Below are 18,439 nucleotides of genomic sequence, written 5' to 3' on the forward strand. Positions count from 1 at the left end.
CGTAGTACGGGCTCGTGCCGCTGGTCGCTTCCAGGCACCGGCCGCGTAGACCTTGATCATCTGCCCGTACTGGTTGGCGTTGTCGCTGGTCTGCCGGGACCAGGTCTGCACCGTGGCGCGGGCGTTCAACGACCGGTCCCGGACGTCGATCACCTTGCGACCACTGGCACCCGGGCCGCCGGCCGGCGGGATGCCGACCCAGCCGAAGCGTATCGAAGAACTTCGACGCACGTGGCCCGGCTCCAGCTCTGCAAGTTCTTGCAGTAGCTCGCTAATCCCTTCTTACGCGATCACGTGACCACGCCCACATGGCTGACGGGTGACGCATATTAACGCGCCCGACCAGCGTCGAACCGCTTCCGTTCACAACAGGAGGGCACTTTTCGATTACTTAAGGTAATGATGATTGTTGACCGGTGCTGCAAGAAGTTGCAGGCTCTGTGCTGGCGCCGCGAGCCGCGTGGCGCCTCCACAAGCGACCTGCGAGAAGGAAAGCGATGCATCCCACCGGGATCACCCCGAGCCGGCGCGCCATGGCACGTGTCGCCCGCGTCCTCGTCACGAGCGCGGCCGTCCTGGTCGCCCTCGCGGCGCCGGCCGGCGCCGCGACCATCAGCGCCACCAGCACGCCCGTGCTGCACTTCGCGGCCGACGGGACCGAGCGGATCGACGGGACCCTGGAGGCCAACCGGTCCGTCCTGATCGACTACGACCCGGCGCGCCTACCGCGGTGCCGCAACCAGTACGCCGGCGGCGACGCCTGGAGCATCGGCGTCTACTACCGCGTCGACGGCGGTCCGATCACCACGCGGCCGGTCACCCGGCTCGACGAGAACCGGCACAACGTCAAGGCGCCGGTCAGCGTCGACCTGCCACTCGGCGGGCACGACCTCGAGCTGTGGTTCCACATCGGCGACCGGGCAGGCTGCGGCGAGTACGACTCCCGCTCGGGCGCCAACTACCACTACGCGATCGAGCAGCCGGCTGTCGCGACGTTCCGCGCCGACTGGTCCGAGTCGGTCGCCGGCCCGATTCGCGCCGGTCACGGCCTCGCCATCCAGTACGACACCGCTCGTCTGCCGCAGTGCCGGGAGACCTACGAGGGCGTACCGGCCTGGCGCATCGACGTCCACTACCGCCTCGACGACGGCCCGGCGCAGACCCAGGCGCTGACCGGCGACGACGGCCGGTCCGTTCCGGTGACCGTCGACATCGCACCCGGCAGCTCGCGGGTCGAGCTCTGGTTCCAGGTCACCGGGCAGCGCAGCGGCTGCACCGCCTACGACTCCGACTTCGGCGCGAACTACGTGTTCGCTGTCGCCTGACACACCGGGAGAACCTCACATGCGCACTTTCGTACGACTCCTGCTCACCCTGCTGCTCGGCGCCGGCACGGTGCTGGCCTTCGCGGCCACGCCCGCCGCCGCGTCCCCGCCGCCGCCGCGGGACCTGGGCGCGCCCGACCTGGCCGGGTACTGCCGGTCGCAGGGCCACACCGGCGCCACCCTGTCCGGCGACACCGCGTACGGCTGGCACTGCCGCACCGCCGACGGCCGGGACGCCGACATCGCCCTCGACGCGGCCTGCCGCTGGACGTACGGCCTCGCCGAGGCGGTCGACCGGATCGGCGACTTCCACCGCCCGGACAGCGTCGGCTGCTGGCGGGTCCGCTCGGACGTGGTGGCACCCGACTTCGACAGGTACTGCCGCGCGATCGGCGCCGACGGCGCGGCGCTGACCGGCGACACGGCCTACGACTGGCACTGCGTGACCGGCGGCACGCCGTCCGACATCGACGTGCTGGCGGCCTGTCGAGAGACCACCTTCGGCTACGCCACCGTCGACCGGTTCGCCGACTTCTACGACGCCCGTTCCTGGCAGTGCCGGGTGTGACCCACCCGTGACGCCGGGGCCTGCCGGATCGAGGCGGTCGTCGCTGCTGCTGAACGGCTACAACGCCGAGCTTGGCGAGTACAGCAGCGGCGACGGCCGCCACGGCCTGCCGGGCGCGCGGAACGCGGCAGACGTGTGCGCTTCACGGCCCGGCTGGCGGCTCGGGGGCGAAGGCGGCAAGCGCGGCCACAGCGCATTCGTCGTCCTGCCCGGGTGCCACACCGCCGCTCACCGCCAGCGCGCCGAGGATGGTGCCCCCGCGCATCGTGAGCTTCGCACCGGCGCCTGTCAGGATCGGCACCCGCACCGCGTGATGGAGCTGGGCGAAGAAGCCGGGCGAGGTTTCCCGCATCTCGCGCAGGGCCGCGCCGTCGCGGCGGAAGAGGGAAGCGTTGCGGTGACGGGCCGGGCCGGCGAACCCGGCCACCGAGTCGATCACTCGACCGGACGTCCGCTCATCGATCGATGACACGTCTTGCTCGAGGGGCACACTCCGCGCGCTTTCCCAGCGCATGTGAAAGCGGTGCGCCCATAGGGATTCGAATCCTCGGTGAGGCACGGCACGGCAGTGGCCACACGCGCCTCCAAGCCACCGTACGTACCCGCCCACGGCCTGACCGTGGCGGTCGCTGCGGTAAACGGCCCGCTGCTGCGCGTGACCCGAAAGGTAGCGCCCATTCTGTTCCGCATCCCGCCTGAAACCTTCGCGTCAAGGTGGCCGTTCTTCAAAGCGTGAATCCCGTTTCCGGGTCGGCCTCACCGTGAACAGCTTCCAAAGGAGCCTGCGCAGCTAGGCAAATCATGCCGTCCGTGGTCGGACCACGCCGAACGGTCCGGCCTTGCAGCTACGAAAGGTGCAACAGCAACCTCACGCGCAACAGCCATCACCAGCGCCCCCAGCAGCCACGTTGTACCGCACCAGCTGTCTTTTCCCCGGGGAATAATTCCAAGCTCGTTCTGCTGGGGAGGAAATGCGTTGCAGATTGGTAGTGGGCGCGGAGTCGGCGCCAAGGCAAAAAGAGCCATGGCGCTAATCACTTCAACCATGATGGCCGTGACGGCTATTGCGGTGGCGCCATCTTCTGCGGTATACGCCGCGCCCAAGTTCTCATGCCCCCGGGAAGTCCGGGACGAGGAGAGCGCTGTGCGGGCTGCGGTTTCCTGCGGGAGTGATGTTCTCATCAGCGGGTTGACCACAGAAACCGACTCCGTTACCGCGACCTCCGACGGAAGCATCCGATGGAATCACAATTTCCGTCCGGTCCGGGTACGGAAAGGCGCCGACTGGATACCGGTCGACACGACACTGATGGAGACGGCCGATGGTCGGATCGCGCCTGTAGCCGCGTCGGCGGACGTCAGTTTCTCCGCCGGCGGCGACGCACCCATGGTGACCATTGAGGAAGGCGCCAAGGAATTCGCCCTGGATTCGCCCCTCTCGCCGCTGCCGGCCCCGGTCCTCGCCGGCGACACGGCGACGTACCCGGACGTGCTTCCTGGCGTCGATCTGCAGCTGAAAGCCGACGTAGACGGGTTCTCCCAGCTGCTGGTGGTCCGCAACGCATCCGCGGCACGGAATCCACGCCTGAAGGAGCTGACGTTCCACGGCGCGGGGAAGGGCCTGCGGCTGGCCTCGGACAACGACGGCAACCTGCGTACGACCGATGACCGCGGGGCGGTTGTGATGACTGGCGGCGGGCCGACGATGTGGGACGCGGCGCAGAACGCCGTCCTGACCGGGCGTCCGCAGCACGGCAATGGCCAGATGAAGCGAATGCGATCCGGGGTCACCGGCGACGCCATCACGCTCACCCCGGATCAAGGAATGCTCGGCAGCGCCGACACGCTGTTTCCCGTATACATCGATCCGAGCCTGACGCTGAGTCGGACCGCTTGGTCGATTGTCGACACCAACACGCCCACGACGGCGTACTGGAACAGCTCGCAAGAGGCGCAGATCGGCACGCTCAACGGCGGCACCACCAAGCGCCGGTCCTACTTCTCCTTCGAACTGGCCGGGACGGCGGTCGCCGGCCGGAACGTCACCGCGGCAACGCTTCAGCTGACCGAGACGTACTCCGGCTCATGCACCGCACGGCAGTTCAGTCTCTATTCCACCGGTCCGGTGTCATCGGCCACGACGTGGAACAACCAACCGGCCCTCGGCGCCCTGCAATCGTCGGCGACCGTAGCCAAGGGCTTCTCCACCAGCTGTCCCGGCGGACCTGTGGCAATGGATGCGACTGCGGCGGTGCGTGCGGCAGCGACTGCCGGGGGAACTGCCACGCTCGGGTTGAGGGCGGCGAGCGAGACGGACAACACCTATTTCAAGCGGTTCAGCAACAATCCGACGCTGACAATCACCTACAGTCCCGCTTACGCGGTGGCGGACTCGCTCACCACCGACGGCAAGGCGTGCGTAACCGGCTCGTCCCGTCCGGTCGTCAGCACCAATGCCCCCACGCTGGCGACAACCTTCACGAGTTCGGCAATCCCGAACGCGAACACCTCCTTCGAATACCAGACGCTGGACGGCGTCACGGTCGGAAGCCAAGACGTACCCGGGGCCGCCGCGGGTTCAACCGTCACCTTCGTCATTCCGCAGAATCAGCTAGCGCTGGGCGGAACGTATCGCTGGCGGGTCCGGGCCACGGACGACCCCACATCCACCGCTGGTTGGTACGGGTGGTGCGAGTTCACCGTGCACGCGAGCTTCACCGCAACGTTCGGTCAGGATGACGGGACGGAAGCGTGGGCGGCGTCCCCAGATGCAGCCCCGAACGGCGACCAGCAGCAAGTGACCAGCATTCCTGGCGAAGTGGCCGTCACGTCCGACGGTGACAACCCGCCGGTCACCGGCGTAGCCGCCGATGAGGACGCCGAGACGGGCGTCGATACCTTCACGGTCGCTGACAGCGGCACTCCGTACACGGTGGCCGCGAACCCCGCCGACCCGCCGGCTCCGGGTTCGGTGGACGCGTCCAACGCGGTATCAAGTGACAACTCCGCGGACTACTGCGCATCGGCGACGGGCGTTGCGGCCTGCCGGCGTCCCGCCACGGCCGACGAGATCGCGGCCGCTACTGCGGAGGCCGACGCCTCCGCGTCCGGGCAGGTCAGTACGAGCGCGTACGCGACCACGTCGACGACGGACCCGACTGTGCTCGGTGCGGTGGTCAACTCGCCTGACTACACCTCCACGGACGGCCAGGTCAGCGCCTACAGTTCCGTCCCGACGGTCAAGCGTCCTCGATCGCTGTGCTACGGCCAGCCGGGTGTCTGGTACTACACCCGATTCGAGGGCTGTCTGCGAGTACTGTCGATCACCATCGTTTTCGATCCGAAGGGTGCCCGGTCGGGGACGCTTGCCGCGTGGGAGACCCGGTACGTGCGGCTCAACAAGCAGCGTGGGACCTGGGACTATCATACGTACCTGTCGGTTTCCAGCATCATCGGCAACGTACGAGGAATCGGCGTGACGAACGGCGGCGTGCAGTGCACGAGCAAGCTGTCCCCGAGTGGTCGCGCGCAGCGGTGCTCTACCAACTGGACCGGAACCGGCGGACGTCTGGACAGGCAGGGGAAAATTGTCCAGTTCGATGCTTCTGTCACCGCTGTCGGCCTCGATCAGAATGAGGTTCATCAGCTTTACGCAGTCCAGTTCTATTCGTTCTACGTTGTGGGCGGGTTGGTGAATCCGCCACGGACCAGCGTTCAGTCGATGTACGTCCGATGCGATCAGGCCATGAAAGGCACGGCCCAGGAGGGCTGCGTCGTTGGTGAATACCTTCCCAAAATCACATATCTGACCAATGGCACCGCGGCTCAGGTCGCCAAACACATCAAGAACTCTCAGGTGTCCAAGCTCCCTAGCATCCTCACGAGGCTCTTCGATGATTCTCGAATGCGGGCGAACGGCCGGACCGCTTGTCCGTCAACCCTTACCCGACCCGAGGGGAAGCAATGCGACGAATATCCATTTCGTTCGTCGCGGCAAGGGGCCAATCTGTACGCATCGAGCGACTATCGCACATTCGCGGGCTGTCAGATGGGTAGCAAACGCGTGACCGGCAGTGCGGGGTTCAGCCGCTGCTTCGTGTCGTCCACGCAGAACAAGACCGCCGGGGATGCCCTCAACCGGTTCTACAGCAGCTGGAACGACGGCGGCTATCGAATCATCGACGGCGAGTCGTTCGAGGTCGCAACGCAATAAACCTCCCGGGGATGGGCAGAGCGCGGGCTGCAAACGTGCTTCGCCCATCCCCGAGCGGTGTGCTGAATCGGTGACCGAGCATCGGCGCTGCACGTCGCAGAAACAGCCGTGACCCAGCTCACCGGATGGCACCATGAAGACATGACGGCGCAACCGGACGACTATGCGTGGTTCCCCGCCGCAACGGGTGAACTCGCGAACGCCTACTGCATCACCCTCATCAGGGCTGTCGCGCCGGACGCGGTGCTGACACGCCTGCGGGGAAAAGATTTCCGAACGGTGCACGGGAGCGATGAACTGGTCCAGATGGTCGGCGACCGAGACGCTGGTGACCATGCGCTGGTCGGGGTCACGGAGGTCCGCGGTTGGTCATTGATGGTGGAGCCGAATGGTTTCATCGGCGTCAGCTCCCGGTACAGCAAGCCGCTATCGGCCAACACATTGTTGGTGGCGCACTATCTCGACGTGAACCTGCGAGACGAATTCGTGGTGGCCGAGGACGGCGTGATAACCGCTTCTCTGGAGCCGTCGGCGCCCGACGTCAGGCGCGGGCCGAAGGCGGACGAGATCGCCGAGACGATGGCTGCGGTCGGATACGACCTCACCGGCGCCAGCGAACCGGGTGATCGTTTTGAACTGCTAGCCTTCGCGCTGGCCGAGGAGCTGACCGGCGTACGTCTGCGGGAACGTGATGTCGTGGCCGCCGATTACCTATGCGGTTACGTGAAGAAGCCATAGCCGCCGGTCCGGCCGGAATGCGCGTTGATGTCGGTAACTACGCTGCCTTTCAGACCGCGTAACCCCGCTCATCAAGGAGAAGCTCACCAAGTAGTGGTTTCCGGCATAGCCGGGAAGAAAGCGGTCTGCACGGTCCGGCCCCTAGCAACCAGCTCCGCCTCGGCGCGGACCAGCTCCGCCGTCGACACGGTCTACGTCTGGGCGCTCTTCTCCCGCTCGGCCTCGCCTGTCGACGGGAAGTCAGCCAACACTGTCCGGCGAGGGCCCCATGCCGAGTAAGGCCGACGTACTCGTAGGCGGGTTGTGCAGATTGGACATCCCGCCTCATATGCTAGAAGGCGGACCTAGCGGCATCGGCAAGTCCGCTGACGAATGAGCGGAAAGAGTCTCTCGAACACCCTACATATTCTTCGAAAGCTTCATCTGAAGGTATTAACGTGTCCGCCCAGCCTAGGGCTGAAATTATAACGACTATATCGTCGCGAGTCAGCTCGACTTGGAACTTTTCACCATCGCGTTCGATTAGCATCGGCAGCCCAACTCCAGTATCCTGACCCAGAAGCGCTAGGGATGCGGGCCTATAATATCGTTCCGATAATGTCCTCGAAGCGAATCGCCACATGCGCTCGACTCGGCACGGTCGTACGTTGGTCCGGCTACGTTCCGGAGGCCATGAAGGCGGCCAGGATGTAGTTCGGGTGTCGGTCGAGGTTCTTACGAGCCCGGTCGTAGCGGATGGTGGTGCGCGGGTCGGCGTGGCGGGCGGCGATCTGGACGTCGCGGAGGCTGACGCCGGCGTCGAGCATGGTGGTCACGAAGGTGCGCCGCAGCATGTGCGGGTGCATCTTCGGGATCCGCAGGTCCGGCGGTTTCGGCCAGGTGCCGGAGCCGCCGGGCCGCCGGGTGCCGGTCGATCCGGCCGTCGCGCGAGTTCCGCAGGATGGGCCCGTCGTCACGCTCGTCAACGGCGCGGTCGATTGCTCGGGCCACTGCTGGAGGCAGTGGGACGAGAACGACCTTGCCGCCTTTGCCGCACCTTGAGGACGCGGTGTCCGTGTTCTTCGCTGAGGTCGGCGATGTTGGCGCCGCAGGCTTCGAAGGTCGGCAGGGGTCGCTGATCTGCGTGACAGCATCGCGAGACTCTCCGGCGACGAGGTACTCCTGCTGCAAATCGGCTAATCCAGCCGACGTGTGTGGAACGCGGCAAGCCACTCGTACCTGAGCTTGATCACATATCCAGTCTCCGGCACGAGCGGGCGTCCGTCGGCCCTCGGCGTCCATGACGCCGTGCAATGAGCGGATCGCGGATCGCGGCACGCGAGTGCGCTGGCCGACCGCCTGACCCTGCTCGGAGCATTCCCACGTGCTTGGTGCGCTTGATTCATCTCGACGACATTTTTTGTCGGGGGGTGTGCCTAAGGTGCTCCGCAAGATCACCGGCTCGTGCCGGATGTGGATGAATCTGGCTGGGGGCAGAAATGCGCTGGTGGAAGAGGAAGCCCGAAGACCGGGCACAGTGGGTGCTCGATCCGCTGGTGGCCGTGGGCCCATTGCGGTTCGGGATGACTTCTGGCCAGGTCGAGGCGGTCCTCGGTGAGGGTCTGCTGGGGTCGTATCAGGGTGCGAAAGGCGAGGAGGACTTGCAGCGGTACAGCGACGTGGGCGTGACCGCAATCTATCAACGCGGGCACTTGGTAGCGGTGGCGATCGATGCGATGGACGGGCCCCTGATCCGGTTGCGGGACGTCGAGCTGATCGCCAGGACGCCGTCCGGTGTGCGCGCTGACATCCACCGCCTTGCATCTGAGGATAATGTCGCGGTCCGGGTGAACTGGAGCGGCGATCCCGAGGTGGCGGCATGGGGGCTTTCCATGGGAGCCCGGCCGGGGAGGGGCCTGTCGGCCGCCGGGTTCTCCGAGCGCAAGGACACGATGATCACGGATGCCCTGCTGGTCTGCGCAGAATTGGCGGAGGCACCGTATCTGTCGGAGCCGGTCATCCAGTGGTGCGATGTCCGAGAGTTGGAGTCGAACCCTGGGGCGTGGCCGGTAAAGCCCGACGCGGATCGTCCACGGTGGGACTGGACGCCGTTGGAGGGTGTCGGGCCGCTCCAGTTCGGGATGAACCCCTTGCAGGTAGCGGATGCTCTGGGCGGCGAAGCGCCGGCGGCACGACACGGACACTTCCCCTGGCCCTTTCTCAACAAGCCCGGACTGTGGTCTGTCAACGCGGAACGATTCGACGAGGCCGGGGTGACCGCGCACTACTGGGGCGAGCACGGGATTCCTCGCCTCACGGCGGTGACCGTGCACGGGCGAACCGGTCCACAAGTCAGCTACGCGGGCACCGAGTTGATCGGCAAGAAAGTTTCTGTCATCGACGATGTGCTATGCCAGCGCGCGGAGCGCGACGAGATAGGTCTGCTCGCCGGTTGCAACGGAGACCTTGGACCGGATGGGCTCGGCATGTGGGTACGGGCCACCCGTGCCGGAGATGCCGTGATCAGCGAAGCCCGGTTCTGCGCGGAGGGTTGGGAAGACCACGGCTGACGCGGGCCAAAGCCCTCGGCAAACCAGATCAACGAGTACCTGGCCAGTCCGGCAACATGGCCGAAGCACAACAACTCGGCACTCAAGTGAACGCTTGTCCGCGGTTGGCCGGGCGGATGCGGCTCCGCACTTTCTACCGAGCCGGAGCCGCCGCCCCGGCCTCCCGACACCGCACGCTCCACCACCACGCGCGGGTGTTCCGCTTGATGCGGCAGGCTGCTTCGACCCCGATGGTCCGGTCCTTCCGGAATGCGAGACGCCTACCCTGTTCACGGGGGCGGGCAGTGGTGCATCTTCGTGTGGTTCTCTCCCACGGTGACTGCTGCTCGGCACCTTATTGGTCTACGGCCACCGGCCCGTAGCGGCAGGTCCGAATGTGAAGGCGAGCCGCCGTTCAGGCTGTTGCGTCAGCGCAGGGCGCGGTGCGCGACCTGGAGTGCGATCGCTCCGGCAACGGTCGGCGGCAATTCAGGATGACTGGTAGTCCCCGAACCGAGACCTCATGGGCTGGTACGCATCAGCCCACGTAAGGACGCCCTCCTATCACTGCCTCGGCAGTCGCCGCGGATCAGCGCGACGTGACCTCACCCGCCTCTCTACGTAAGGGCGATTATCCCGCAGACTGAAATGCGGCAAATGAGACCCATGCCGGCTGTCAGCGACTTACGCTGACCGCGATGGTCACTTCGCCGGGCGTCGGTCACTCGAAGCGCCGACCAACGCCACCGACACGTATGCCGCTTGCCGTTTCCACCGGCGTGGTTGCCGTGTTTTTGCTGCTGGGCTGCGTGCGGGGCATCTACTTCCTGACTGAATTCGAGGCCAACTGCAGCAATGAACCTGACGCGGACAAACCCTGCCTGAAGACCACCAACCCAGCCTTCAGTACGCACCCGCTCGTCGTCGGCGTCATCACCGCCGTTTTATGGCTCCTGCTGTTGAGCGTCCCCGCACGGTTCGTCACGGCTCGTCGGATGATCGCTCTGTTGGTCGTCCTTGGGCCCGTCATCTCTGTGCTGGAGGCATGCGACACGGCGAGCGGATACGGTTTCGTACCGTGATGCGTCCGACTCTCGGCATGACGATGAGCCGCCAGGCCGGCGCGGAGCGATGTGAGCGGATGGAGGGATGAGGCGGCGCTGTGGCAGGCAACAAGGGCGAGCCGCGGGTCTCCGCGGAACAGGTGGGACGCGAAATCCTGAGCCTGCTGGGCGCAGTCGAAGAAGCGGGACCTGAGAAGTGGGACCTTCTCCTCGGCGCGGTGAACAGACTCACCGACTTGCATGACGTGGCGGAGGGCGGCGAACTGCCGGAGGCGGTGGACGGCCGGAACTTCAAGCAGACGCTGGCCCGGGAATGGGACCGGCTGCGCCCGCAGGTCAGGGACACGGTCGAGGCCCGTCTCGACGAATTCGATCTTACGGCCGACCACAACATGTACCAGTCGCTGCAAGCCAGGTCCGCGGTGCAGTTCCTCAAGGACGACTTCGCCGGGACGGTGGCGGACGGGCTGGTCGACGACGAGTGGCTGGCCAGCGCCGATGACGAGTTACGGGAGAGGGTGCGGTACTTCTGGCCGGAGTACGAGCCACCGGTGCCGCCGTCGAACCTTCCGCTGTCCCACTGGTGGTGGGACGTCATGTTCCAGGCCGCCATGCCCGACCACGTGTGGCTGTTCCAGTACGGCGAGCCCGGGAAGGTGACGCCGGCGTGCTACGTGGCGAACTGGGCGTACCCACGGCCGGAACTCGCCGAGGCGGCCCTGGCGCAGGCGAGGGCCTACTTCGCGGGTCTTCCCGTGCATGTCGAGGTGTCGCAAGCGCGGAATTTCGACACGTTCGCGGCCGGCTGGGTGCCGGCGTGGGCCGATTTCCGCAAACGGTTCGTGCTGAAAGCTGTGCCGCTACCCGCGCGATTCGGTCCGCAGGATTACGGGTTCCCGAGTGGCTGGGACCTGATGATGGCCGAGATCCAACGGTCCTGCGCAGCGTGTGCCGACGAGCTGCGCGACCTTGCCGCCCATGTCTCCCCACAGGCGAATGCCGTCGTCCAACATCAGGCGCCGCTGCGGCTGCCGCGGTTGGCGCTCAGCGGCCCGGCGCAGCAGTGGGGTTTCGAGACGTCCCTGTTCCTGGGGCGCTCCCACAGAGGCCCTGGGATCGGCCCGACCCGAGCCCGGGTGGCAGCGCTGGTCGAACGGCTGACGGTGTCCGGCTGGCTGGTGGGCCCGGTGCGGATGGACCCCGAACTCAGTGTCTCCGGGCGAACGGTCACCGCGACGCGTGACCTGCACACGCTGGTGGCTTTCGCCGAGCCCAACGCGATGCACGTTCACATCGATTCGCCCGGCTATCGCGCCGATGGCCCCGGCTGGATAGTCGAGGAGAACCGGCACCGTCGCCAACTGTCGTCTCCCTGGCAAGAGCGCTCCTCGATCTTCCCGCGCAGCGCCTTCCCAGAGAAGGGCGACGAGGGCACCGAACTGCCGCCTGCCGAGCGGTCAGCGCCCGCTGATCCACGCTGACGTGCTGACGGTCCCGCAGGCTGACAAAACCTATTAGATGAGGATCTGGCTTGTCAGTACGAGAGTGGGACCGTGGAGATCAAGGTCTGGATGGACGACTGGCAGATGCAGTGCTGCGGCGAGCCGTTCGCGGTAGGCGACGAGGTCTCCTGGACACTACGAGACCCGGACACCGAATGGCTGGAACTCGTGCTTGGTAGCGAGTTGGCCGGTGACGTCGACAAGGCGGAAGAACACCACGGAGGCATAGGCGAAGTCGGCTGTGTCAACCGCAGTTGACGAGTGGAGCGCGCGTCAACTACGGTTGACACATGCGGAGATTGTCGGGTTCTGATGGAATGGCGATCCAATACGGTGATGAGACACTCGCGATCCGACTGCGAACCCTTCTGGGTAACCGGCACTCGGTGGTCGCGGCCGCCACCATCTCGTCCTCCCAAGGACAGCAGGTGGCGGGATTCGGCGCCGATCCCGCGGCAGACTTCGAGATCGGCTCCATCTCCAAAGGCGTGACAGGCTTGCTGTACGCCGACGCCCTCGCCCGCGGTGAGGTCGATCGGTCGACCGCCCTGGGGGACCTGTTGCCGTTGGGCGACTGCCCTGCCGCCCGGGTGACCCTGACGTCGCTCAGCACTCATCACTCCGGATTGCCGCGCCTTGCCGCATCGAGCGCGCCATTGCGGCGCACTGCGGCACTATGGTTCCGCGGAGCCAATCCGTACGGTGACAACCTGGACCAGCTGATCGCTCAGGCGCGGTCGGTCAGGGTGGGCAAACCCCGGGCCCGCTACTCCAACCTGGGATTCGAACTGCTGGGTCACGCCATTGCGGCCGCCGCCGGAGTGAGCTATCGGCAACTCGTAGGTGAGCGAGTCACCGATCCTCTCGGTCTGGATGTGTTTTATGCCCCGGCGACTTCAGCAGAGCTGCGATCCAGCGCGCTGACCGGCAGGAGCAGGTTCGGACGCGCTCGGCAGCCGTGGACCGGTGAGGCCGTGGGTCCCGCCGGCGGGATCCGCGCCTCCATCGGGGCGATGGCTCGCCTGGCCGCAGCGTTACTGGACGGTTCGGCTCCGGGCCTCAGCGCCCTGGATCCGGTCAGTCAGTTCGCTGGACGCGCCGTAGGCATCGGTGCCGCCTGGGTCACGCTCGAGCACAACGGCCGTACGGTGACCTGGCACAACGGTGGCACCGGAGGATTTCGGTCATGGCTGGGACTGGACCGGGCCGCGGGTGCCGGAGTGGTGATCCTGACCGCTACGTCGGCCGCCGTCGACCGGCCCGGCTTCACCCTTCTGGCCGAGATCGCCAGTGGGCCGAACCATCGGCCACAGCGCTGATGGGCGTCACACTTCCGGGAGCCGGTTGCCGCCATGCCATTGCTGGGTTCGGCCACCGCTTCCACCACAGGCCCTCGGCATCCGCATCTCGGCCAAAAGCGCGCACGCGACCAAGGTGGCGCGGAGAAGCGACGCGGCCCGAGCCGCTGGACAGCAGCGCTTTGGCTTCGTCGAGGGTCAGGCCGGTCAGGTTCCGCGAGCCCGCCGCCGCCGACCGCTGGACGTGGCTGGTCATAGCTGCGTTCCTCGTGGCTACGAGCGGATGAGGTCCGGCGGCGATCGAGCCGCCGGACCGGCCGGAATGCGCGTTGATGTCGGTAACTACGCTGACGCGATGATCGACGACGTGGGTCTCGTCATCTTCGACTGTGACGGAGTGCTGGTCGACAGCGAACGCATCGCGGTGCGCGTGAACGTGGCCATCGCGGCGCAACTGGGCTGGCCGCTGACCGAGGCCGAGGTGATCGATCGGTTCATCGGCCGTTCCCACGCGTCCATCGCGGAGATCTTCGCCGCGGAGCTCGGCCCCGAGGCGGCGGCGACCTGGACGGACCGGTTCGAAGCCGAGCTCCATCAGGCCGTGGATGCCGAGCTGGTCGCGGTGGACGGGATCGTGGAGGCGTTGAGCGGGATCACCGTACCGACGTGTGTGGCGTCCAGCGGTACGCCCGAGAAGTTGCGGCACACCCTGGGCCGTACCGGTCTGTATCCGCGCTTCGCCGGCCGCGTCTTCAGCGCCACCGAGGTGCCCCGCGGCAAGCCCGCCCCCGACCTGTTCCTGCACGCCGCGGCGACGATGGGCGTGCCACCGCGGGCGTGCGTGGTCGTGGAGGACAGCCAGTACGGGGTTCAGGCGGCCCGCGCCGCGGGCATGCGGTGCCTGGCCTACGCGGGCGGACTCACCCCCATCGACCGGCTCGAAGGTCCCGGCACGATCGTCTTCGACGACATGCGAGACCTTCCCGCCTTGCTCGACGAGGTCCGTCCGCGCGACGCTCGGTTGGTGTGACGGTTCAGAGGTTGGCCGGGCGGAAGACCCACTGTTGCTGCTGGGAGCCGTTGCAGTCCCACAGCTGAACCTTCGTACCGTTGGTCCAGATGGTGTTGAAGTCGGCGTCCAGGCACTTGTTGTTGTATCCGACGTGCAGGGCGCCGCCGACCGGGTTCCACTGCTGTTGCTGGGAGCCGTTGCAGTCCCACAGCTGGACCTTCGTGCCGTTGGTCCAGATGGTGTTGAAGTCGGCGTCGAGGCATTTGCCGTTGTAGCCGACGTGAATGGTGTTGCCCTGGAACCACCACAGTTGCTGCGGCGAGCCGTTGCAGTCCCACAGCTGGACCTTCGTACCGTTGGTCCAGATGTTGTTGAGGTCGGCGTCGAGGCACTTGTTGTTGAACCCGACCTGCACCCGCTGGAACGGTGGGGTGGCCGCCGCCGGTGCCGCCGGTAACAGCGGTACACCCGTGGCGAGCAGCAGTGCCAGGACACGGGCACGAACTTTTCCGGACATGGTCGATCTCCTCACGAATCGCTGTGAACCGCGCGTGCCGGCGGCTGTCAAGAACGCTAGGAGCCCCGATCGCACGGTCGTGGGGAAACCGGCCGAGTCCGCGTCGCCCGCCGGCGGCATCTGACCGAACGGCCGGACGTCCATGACCGTTCGGGTGCGGACCGGCAGGCTCACCTGAGCCCGCAGGCGATGTCAGCCGCGCCGGGCGATCCGCTGTGTCAACGTGTGCGCCGCCTCCAGCAGCAAGGCGCCGAGCTGCGCCGTCCGTTCCCCGTTGAACCGGGACTCGACCCCGGTCAGGCTCAGCGCCCAGGCCGGCGACCCGGTCCGGTCGAACACCACCGCGCCGACACCCCAGCTGCCGGGGACGATCAGCCCGGGATTCACCGCGTACCCCCGCCGCCGTGTCGCGGCGACCCGCCGCGACAACGCGGCCTCCTCGTGCTGGGTGCCGTAGGCCGCCGACAGTTCCCCGCCCCGCGACCGCACGTAGGCCTCGGCGTCGTCGAGCGGCAGCAGCGCCAGGATCGCCAGTCCCGCCGAGGCCACCCCCAGCGGAAACCGGATCCCCTCGTGCAACACGTGCGACCGCAGCGGAAAGCTGCCCTCCTCCCCGGCCAGGCACACGGTCTCGTCGCCGCGCCGCGCCGAGAAGAACGCGCTCTCGCCGGTCGCCGCCGCCAGCGAGCGCAGCACGTCCCGGGCCGTCGAGGTCACGTCGTAGCGTTCCGCGGCCACCGACCCGAGCAGGAACAACTCCGGCCCGAGATACCACCGCCCGCGCCGCGCGTCCCGGTCGACGAAACCCTCCTCGGCGAGGGCGGCGAGCACCCGCTGAGCGGTCGACCGGGGCAGCCCGGTGGCCGCCGCCACCTCCACCGTCGTCACCCCGTCGGCCGCGCCCGACCCGACCCGGCGCAGCACCGCCGCCACCCGCGCGACCAACTGAGACCCCTGCATGCTCACATTATGAGCAGGTGACGCCCGTCACGGTCGCCAGGTGATTATTTCGGGGGTGTGCGGCATCTATGTGCCTACCGTGCCGCGCCATGAGCAAACTCGTCGACAGCGCGGCGAAAGCCGTCGCAGCCGTCGCCCGGGACGGCATGACCGTGGCCGTCGGGGGCTTCGGCCTCTCCGGCATCCCCACCACGTTGATCAAGGCGTTGCGCGACACCGGCGTCAAGGATCTCACCATCGTCAGCAACAACATGGGCGTCGACGGCAAGGGCCTCGGCCTGCTGCTGGAGAACCAGCAGGTCAGCAAGGTCCTGGCGTCCTACGTCGGCGAGAACAAGCTCTTCGCCAAGCAGTACCTCAACGGCGAGCTGGACGTCGAATTCGTCCCCCAGGGCACCCTCGCCGAGCGCTTGCGGGCCGGCGGGGCCGGCATCCCGGCCTTCTACACCCCGACCGGTGCGGGCACGCCGATCGCCGACGGCAAACCCGAAATGCGATTCAACGGCTTGCGTACGATCTTGGAGCTCGGCATCGTCGCCGACCTCGCCCTGGTCCGCGCCCACCGCGCCGACCTCGAGGGCAACCTGCGCTACCGGCTCACCGCCCGCAACTTCAACCCGCTCGTGGCGACGGCGGGCCGGGTCACCATCGCCGAGACCGAGCTCGTCGAGGACGGGTTCATCGCGCCGGACGACATCCACACCCCGGGCATCTACGTGCACCACCTGGTCCGGACCGAGAGCACCGAGAAGGACATCGAGCAGAGGACGGTGCGGGCCCGTGTGGACGCGTGACGACATGGCGGCGATCGCCGCCGCCGAGCTGACCGACGGCCAGTACGTGAACCTCGGCATCGGCATCCCCACCCTGGTCGCCAACCACCTGCCGGCCGGCGTCCGGGTGACCCTGCAGAGCGAGAACGGCATCCTCGGCATGGGCCCGTTCCCGTACGAGGGCGACGAGGACGCCGACCTGATCAACGCGGGCAAGCAGACCGTCACCCTGCTGCCCGGCGCCTCGGTCTTCGACTCGGCCACCTCGTTCGGCATGATCCGCGGCGGTCACGTGCAGACCGCGGTGCTCGGCGCGCTGCAGGTGGCCGCCAACGGCGACCTGGCCAACTGGACCATCCCCGGCAAGCTCGTCAAGGGCATGGGCGGCGCGATGGACCTGGTCGCCGGCACCCCGCGGGTCATCGTGGTCACCGAGCACGTCGCCAAGGACGGCACGCCGAAGATCGTCGAGCGGTGCACCCTGCCGCTGACCGGCGCCGGCGTCGTCGACCGGATCATCTCGGACCGCGCGGTCTTCGACGTCACCGGCGACGGCCTGGTGCTGCGCCGGCTCGCCGACGGCCAGACCGTCGAGCAACTGAAGGAACTGACCGGCGCCGGCTTCGCGGTGGACCTCGGATGAGCGCGGTCATCGCCGGTTACGCCCGGACCCCGTTCGCCCGCTACACCGGTGCGCTCGCCAAGATCCCGGCCGTCGAGCTGGGCGCGCACGCCGCCCGGGCCGCCCTGGCCCGGGCCGGCGTCCCGGCCGACGCGGTCCAGCGGGTCTTCGCCGGCCAGGTGCTGCAGGGTCTCGCCGGGCAGAACCCGGCCCGGCAGGCCGCCGTCGCCGCCGGCATCCCGCTCGACGTCCCGGCGACCACCCTCAACGCGGTCTGCCTCTCCGGCCTGGAGGCCGTCGTCGCGGCCGCCGACCTGATCGCCTCCGGCCGGGCCGACGTCGTGGTGGCGATCGGCATGGAGTCCATGTCGCTCGCCCCGCACGCCGGTCACGGCCGGGCCGGCGCCCGGTACGGCGCGATCGAGCTGCTCGACACCCTGGAGCACGACGGGCTCACCGACGCGTTCGAGCGCCGCTCGATGGGCGCCTCCACCGAGGACGGCAACACGGGCCTCCAGCTGGACCGGGCCGGCCAGGACGCCTGGGCCGCCCGCTCACACCAGCGGGCCGCCGCCTCGCGGGAGTTCCTCGCCGGCGAGATCGCACCCGTCACGGTACGCGGTCAGCAGCTCGGCACCGACGACGGCGTCCGCCCGGACACCACGGTGGAGACCCTGGCCGGGCTGCGTCCGGCCTTCGCCGCCGACGGCACCATCACCGCCGGCAACGCCTCCCAGCTCACCGACGGCGCCGCCGCGCTGGTGCTGATGAGCGCGACGGCCGCCGCCTCGCACGGGGTCACGCCGCTGGCCCGGGTGCTGTCGTCGGCCCTGGTCGCCGGCCCGGACGTACGCTTGCACCACCAGCCCTCGAACGCCATCCTGGCGGCCCTGAAGCACCTCGGCGCCGAGCCGTCCGCGCTGAGCCGCATCGAGGTGAACGAGGCGTTCGCCGCGGTGGCCGTCGCCTCGGCCGACGCCCTCGGCGTGGGACCGGACCTGGTGAACGTGCACGGCGGAGCGATCGCTCTGGGACACCCGATCGGTGCCTCCGGCGCCCGCATCGTGGGCACCCTGGCCCGCCAGTTGCACGAGCCGGGCGCCGGCCCGCTCGGCGCCGCCGCCATCTGCGGAGGTGGCGGCCAGGGCTCCGCCGTCATCCTGGAAGCGATCTGAGCTGGTCACCGGAGCCGCCCGCAGGTCACCCCGCGCAGACGGGCGTGGCCTGCGGGCGGCGTGGCTGGGCGTGGTGCACCGAGCAGGAGGCCGCCGGGCGGCTCCCCGACGGCCGAGAGCATCGCGGTCTACCTGGCGAACGGG

Annotated in this window: 17 protein-coding genes; 13 read left to right on the top strand and 4 right to left on the bottom strand. The window is 67.8% G+C overall.

Annotated elements, in window-relative coordinates:
- Positions 1 to 497 precede the first annotated feature (497 nt).
- Both Actob_RS17765 and Actob_RS17770 read left to right on the top strand, forming a co-directional pair.
- The gene (locus tag Actob_RS17765) at positions 498 to 1,325 is read left to right on the top strand and encodes a DUF6209 family protein (RefSeq protein ID WP_284921329.1); all 828 of its coding nucleotides are present in this window, start codon (positions 498 to 500) and stop codon (positions 1,323 to 1,325) included.
- 19 nt (positions 1,326 to 1,344) lie between these two features.
- Positions 1,345 to 1,893 (top strand): hypothetical protein, encoded by a 549-nt coding sequence (locus Actob_RS17770; protein WP_284921330.1) that lies wholly within the window; start codon positions 1,345 to 1,347, stop codon positions 1,891 to 1,893.
- Positions 1,894 to 2,035: 142 nt separating this feature from the next.
- Here Actob_RS17770 and Actob_RS17775 read toward each other — a convergent pair whose 3' ends face one another.
- Entirely contained in the window at positions 2,036 to 2,332 is a 297-nt protein-coding gene (locus Actob_RS17775) for a heme-binding protein (protein ID WP_284921331.1), read from the bottom strand.
- Positions 2,333 to 3,082: 750 nt separating this feature from the next.
- Here Actob_RS17775 and Actob_RS17780 point away from each other — a divergent pair.
- Together Actob_RS17780 and Actob_RS17785 are read left to right on the top strand one after the other, a co-directional pair.
- Positions 3,083 to 6,106 carry a CBM96 family carbohydrate-binding protein gene (locus Actob_RS17780; protein WP_284921332.1) on the top strand — a complete coding sequence of 1,008 codons (3,024 nt, stop codon included), beginning with the start codon at positions 3,083 to 3,085 and terminating at the stop codon, positions 6,104 to 6,106.
- A 108-nt stretch (positions 6,107 to 6,214) separates the two neighbouring features.
- The gene (locus Actob_RS17785; protein WP_284921334.1) at positions 6,215 to 6,844 is read left to right on the top strand and encodes a DUF6461 domain-containing protein; all 630 of its coding nucleotides are present in this window, start codon (positions 6,215 to 6,217) and stop codon (positions 6,842 to 6,844) included.
- A gap of 656 nt (positions 6,845 to 7,500) precedes the next feature.
- Here the strand turns inward: Actob_RS17785 and Actob_RS17790 are convergent.
- Positions 7,501 to 7,800: a tyrosine-type recombinase/integrase gene (locus Actob_RS17790; RefSeq protein WP_284921336.1), complete on the bottom strand. Its 300-nt coding sequence runs from the start codon at positions 7,798 to 7,800 to the stop codon at positions 7,501 to 7,503.
- Positions 7,801 to 8,322: 522 nt separating this feature from the next.
- Here Actob_RS17790 and Actob_RS17795 point away from each other — a divergent pair.
- From Actob_RS17795 to Actob_RS17820, 6 genes are all read left to right on the top strand, one after another.
- A complete protein-coding gene (locus tag Actob_RS17795; RefSeq protein ID WP_284921337.1) occupies positions 8,323 to 9,393 on the top strand; it encodes a hypothetical protein in 1,071 nt (356 codons plus the stop codon).
- Positions 9,394 to 10,070: 677 nt separating this feature from the next.
- Positions 10,071 to 10,454, top strand: a complete 384-nt coding sequence (locus Actob_RS17800) for a hypothetical protein (protein ID WP_284921338.1) — start codon at positions 10,071 to 10,073, stop codon at positions 10,452 to 10,454.
- Between the two features lie 80 nt (positions 10,455 to 10,534).
- Entirely contained in the window at positions 10,535 to 11,917 is a 1,383-nt protein-coding gene (locus Actob_RS17805; RefSeq protein WP_284921339.1) for a hypothetical protein, read from the top strand.
- A 72-nt stretch (positions 11,918 to 11,989) separates the two neighbouring features.
- Positions 11,990 to 12,196, top strand: a complete 207-nt coding sequence (locus Actob_RS17810; protein WP_284921341.1) for a DUF6578 domain-containing protein — start codon at positions 11,990 to 11,992, stop codon at positions 12,194 to 12,196.
- A gap of 59 nt (positions 12,197 to 12,255) precedes the next feature.
- Complete coding sequence (locus tag Actob_RS17815; RefSeq protein WP_284921342.1) at positions 12,256 to 13,257, top strand: serine hydrolase domain-containing protein; 1,002 nt, start codon at positions 12,256 to 12,258, stop codon at positions 13,255 to 13,257.
- A 334-nt stretch (positions 13,258 to 13,591) separates the two neighbouring features.
- Entirely contained in the window at positions 13,592 to 14,266 is a 675-nt protein-coding gene (locus Actob_RS17820) for an HAD family hydrolase (RefSeq protein ID WP_284921343.1), read from the top strand.
- Between the two features lie 4 nt (positions 14,267 to 14,270).
- Here the strand turns inward: Actob_RS17820 and Actob_RS17825 are convergent, their stop codons facing one another.
- The gene (locus tag Actob_RS17825; protein ID WP_284921344.1) at positions 14,271 to 14,765 is read right to left on the bottom strand and encodes a ricin-type beta-trefoil lectin domain protein; all 495 of its coding nucleotides are present in this window, start codon (positions 14,763 to 14,765) and stop codon (positions 14,271 to 14,273) included.
- A 192-nt stretch (positions 14,766 to 14,957) separates the two neighbouring features.
- Complete coding sequence (locus tag Actob_RS17830) at positions 14,958 to 15,725, bottom strand: IclR family transcriptional regulator (protein ID WP_284921345.1); 768 nt, start codon at positions 15,723 to 15,725, stop codon at positions 14,958 to 14,960.
- Positions 15,726 to 15,814: 89 nt separating this feature from the next.
- Here Actob_RS17830 and Actob_RS17835 point away from each other — a divergent pair, with 89 nt between their 5' ends.
- Genes Actob_RS17835 through Actob_RS17845 form a run of 3 tightly spaced genes read left to right on the top strand, consistent with a single transcriptional unit; the run spans position 15,815 to position 18,295 of the window.
- Positions 15,815 to 16,519, top strand: coding sequence for a CoA transferase subunit A (locus tag Actob_RS17835; protein ID WP_284921346.1), 705 nt, complete (start codon positions 15,815 to 15,817; stop codon positions 16,517 to 16,519).
- A complete protein-coding gene (locus Actob_RS17840; protein WP_284921347.1) occupies positions 16,506 to 17,141 on the top strand; it encodes a CoA transferase subunit B in 636 nt (211 codons plus the stop codon). Before Actob_RS17835 ends, Actob_RS17840 begins: the two co-directional genes overlap by 14 nt.
- Positions 17,138 to 18,295, top strand: coding sequence for an acetyl-CoA C-acyltransferase (locus Actob_RS17845; RefSeq protein WP_284921348.1), 1,158 nt, complete (start codon positions 17,138 to 17,140; stop codon positions 18,293 to 18,295). Before Actob_RS17840 ends, Actob_RS17845 begins: the two co-directional genes overlap by 4 nt.
- Positions 18,296 to 18,439: the final 144 nt, after the last annotated feature.

The organism is Actinoplanes oblitus (assembly GCF_030252345.1).
Lineage (GTDB): Bacteria > Actinomycetota > Actinomycetes > Mycobacteriales > Micromonosporaceae > Actinoplanes > Actinoplanes oblitus.

Bases quoted from the DNA above. Each gene is read 5' to 3' on its own strand.
- Actob_RS17765 (WP_284921329.1), top strand. From the start codon at position 498: ATGCATCCCACCGGGATCACCCCGAGCCGGCGCGCCATGGCACGTGTC.
- Actob_RS17770 (WP_284921330.1), top strand. From the start codon at position 1,345: ATGCGCACTTTCGTACGACTCCTGCTCACCCTGCTGCTCGGCGCCGGC.
- Actob_RS17795 (WP_284921337.1), top strand. From the start codon at position 8,323: ATGCGCTGGTGGAAGAGGAAGCCCGAAGACCGGGCACAGTGGGTGCTC.
- Actob_RS17800 (WP_284921338.1), top strand. From the start codon at position 10,071: ATGGTCACTTCGCCGGGCGTCGGTCACTCGAAGCGCCGACCAACGCCA.
- Actob_RS17815 (WP_284921342.1), top strand. From the start codon at position 12,256: ATGGCGATCCAATACGGTGATGAGACACTCGCGATCCGACTGCGAACC.
- Actob_RS17820 (WP_284921343.1), top strand. From the start codon at position 13,592: ATGATCGACGACGTGGGTCTCGTCATCTTCGACTGTGACGGAGTGCTG.
- Actob_RS17825 (WP_284921344.1), bottom strand. From the start codon at position 14,765: ATGTCCGGAAAAGTTCGTGCCCGTGTCCTGGCACTGCTGCTCGCCACG.
- Actob_RS17830 (WP_284921345.1), bottom strand. From the start codon at position 15,725: ATGCAGGGGTCTCAGTTGGTCGCGCGGGTGGCGGCGGTGCTGCGCCGG.
- Actob_RS17835 (WP_284921346.1), top strand. From the start codon at position 15,815: ATGAGCAAACTCGTCGACAGCGCGGCGAAAGCCGTCGCAGCCGTCGCC.
- Actob_RS17845 (WP_284921348.1), top strand. From the start codon at position 17,138: ATGAGCGCGGTCATCGCCGGTTACGCCCGGACCCCGTTCGCCCGCTAC.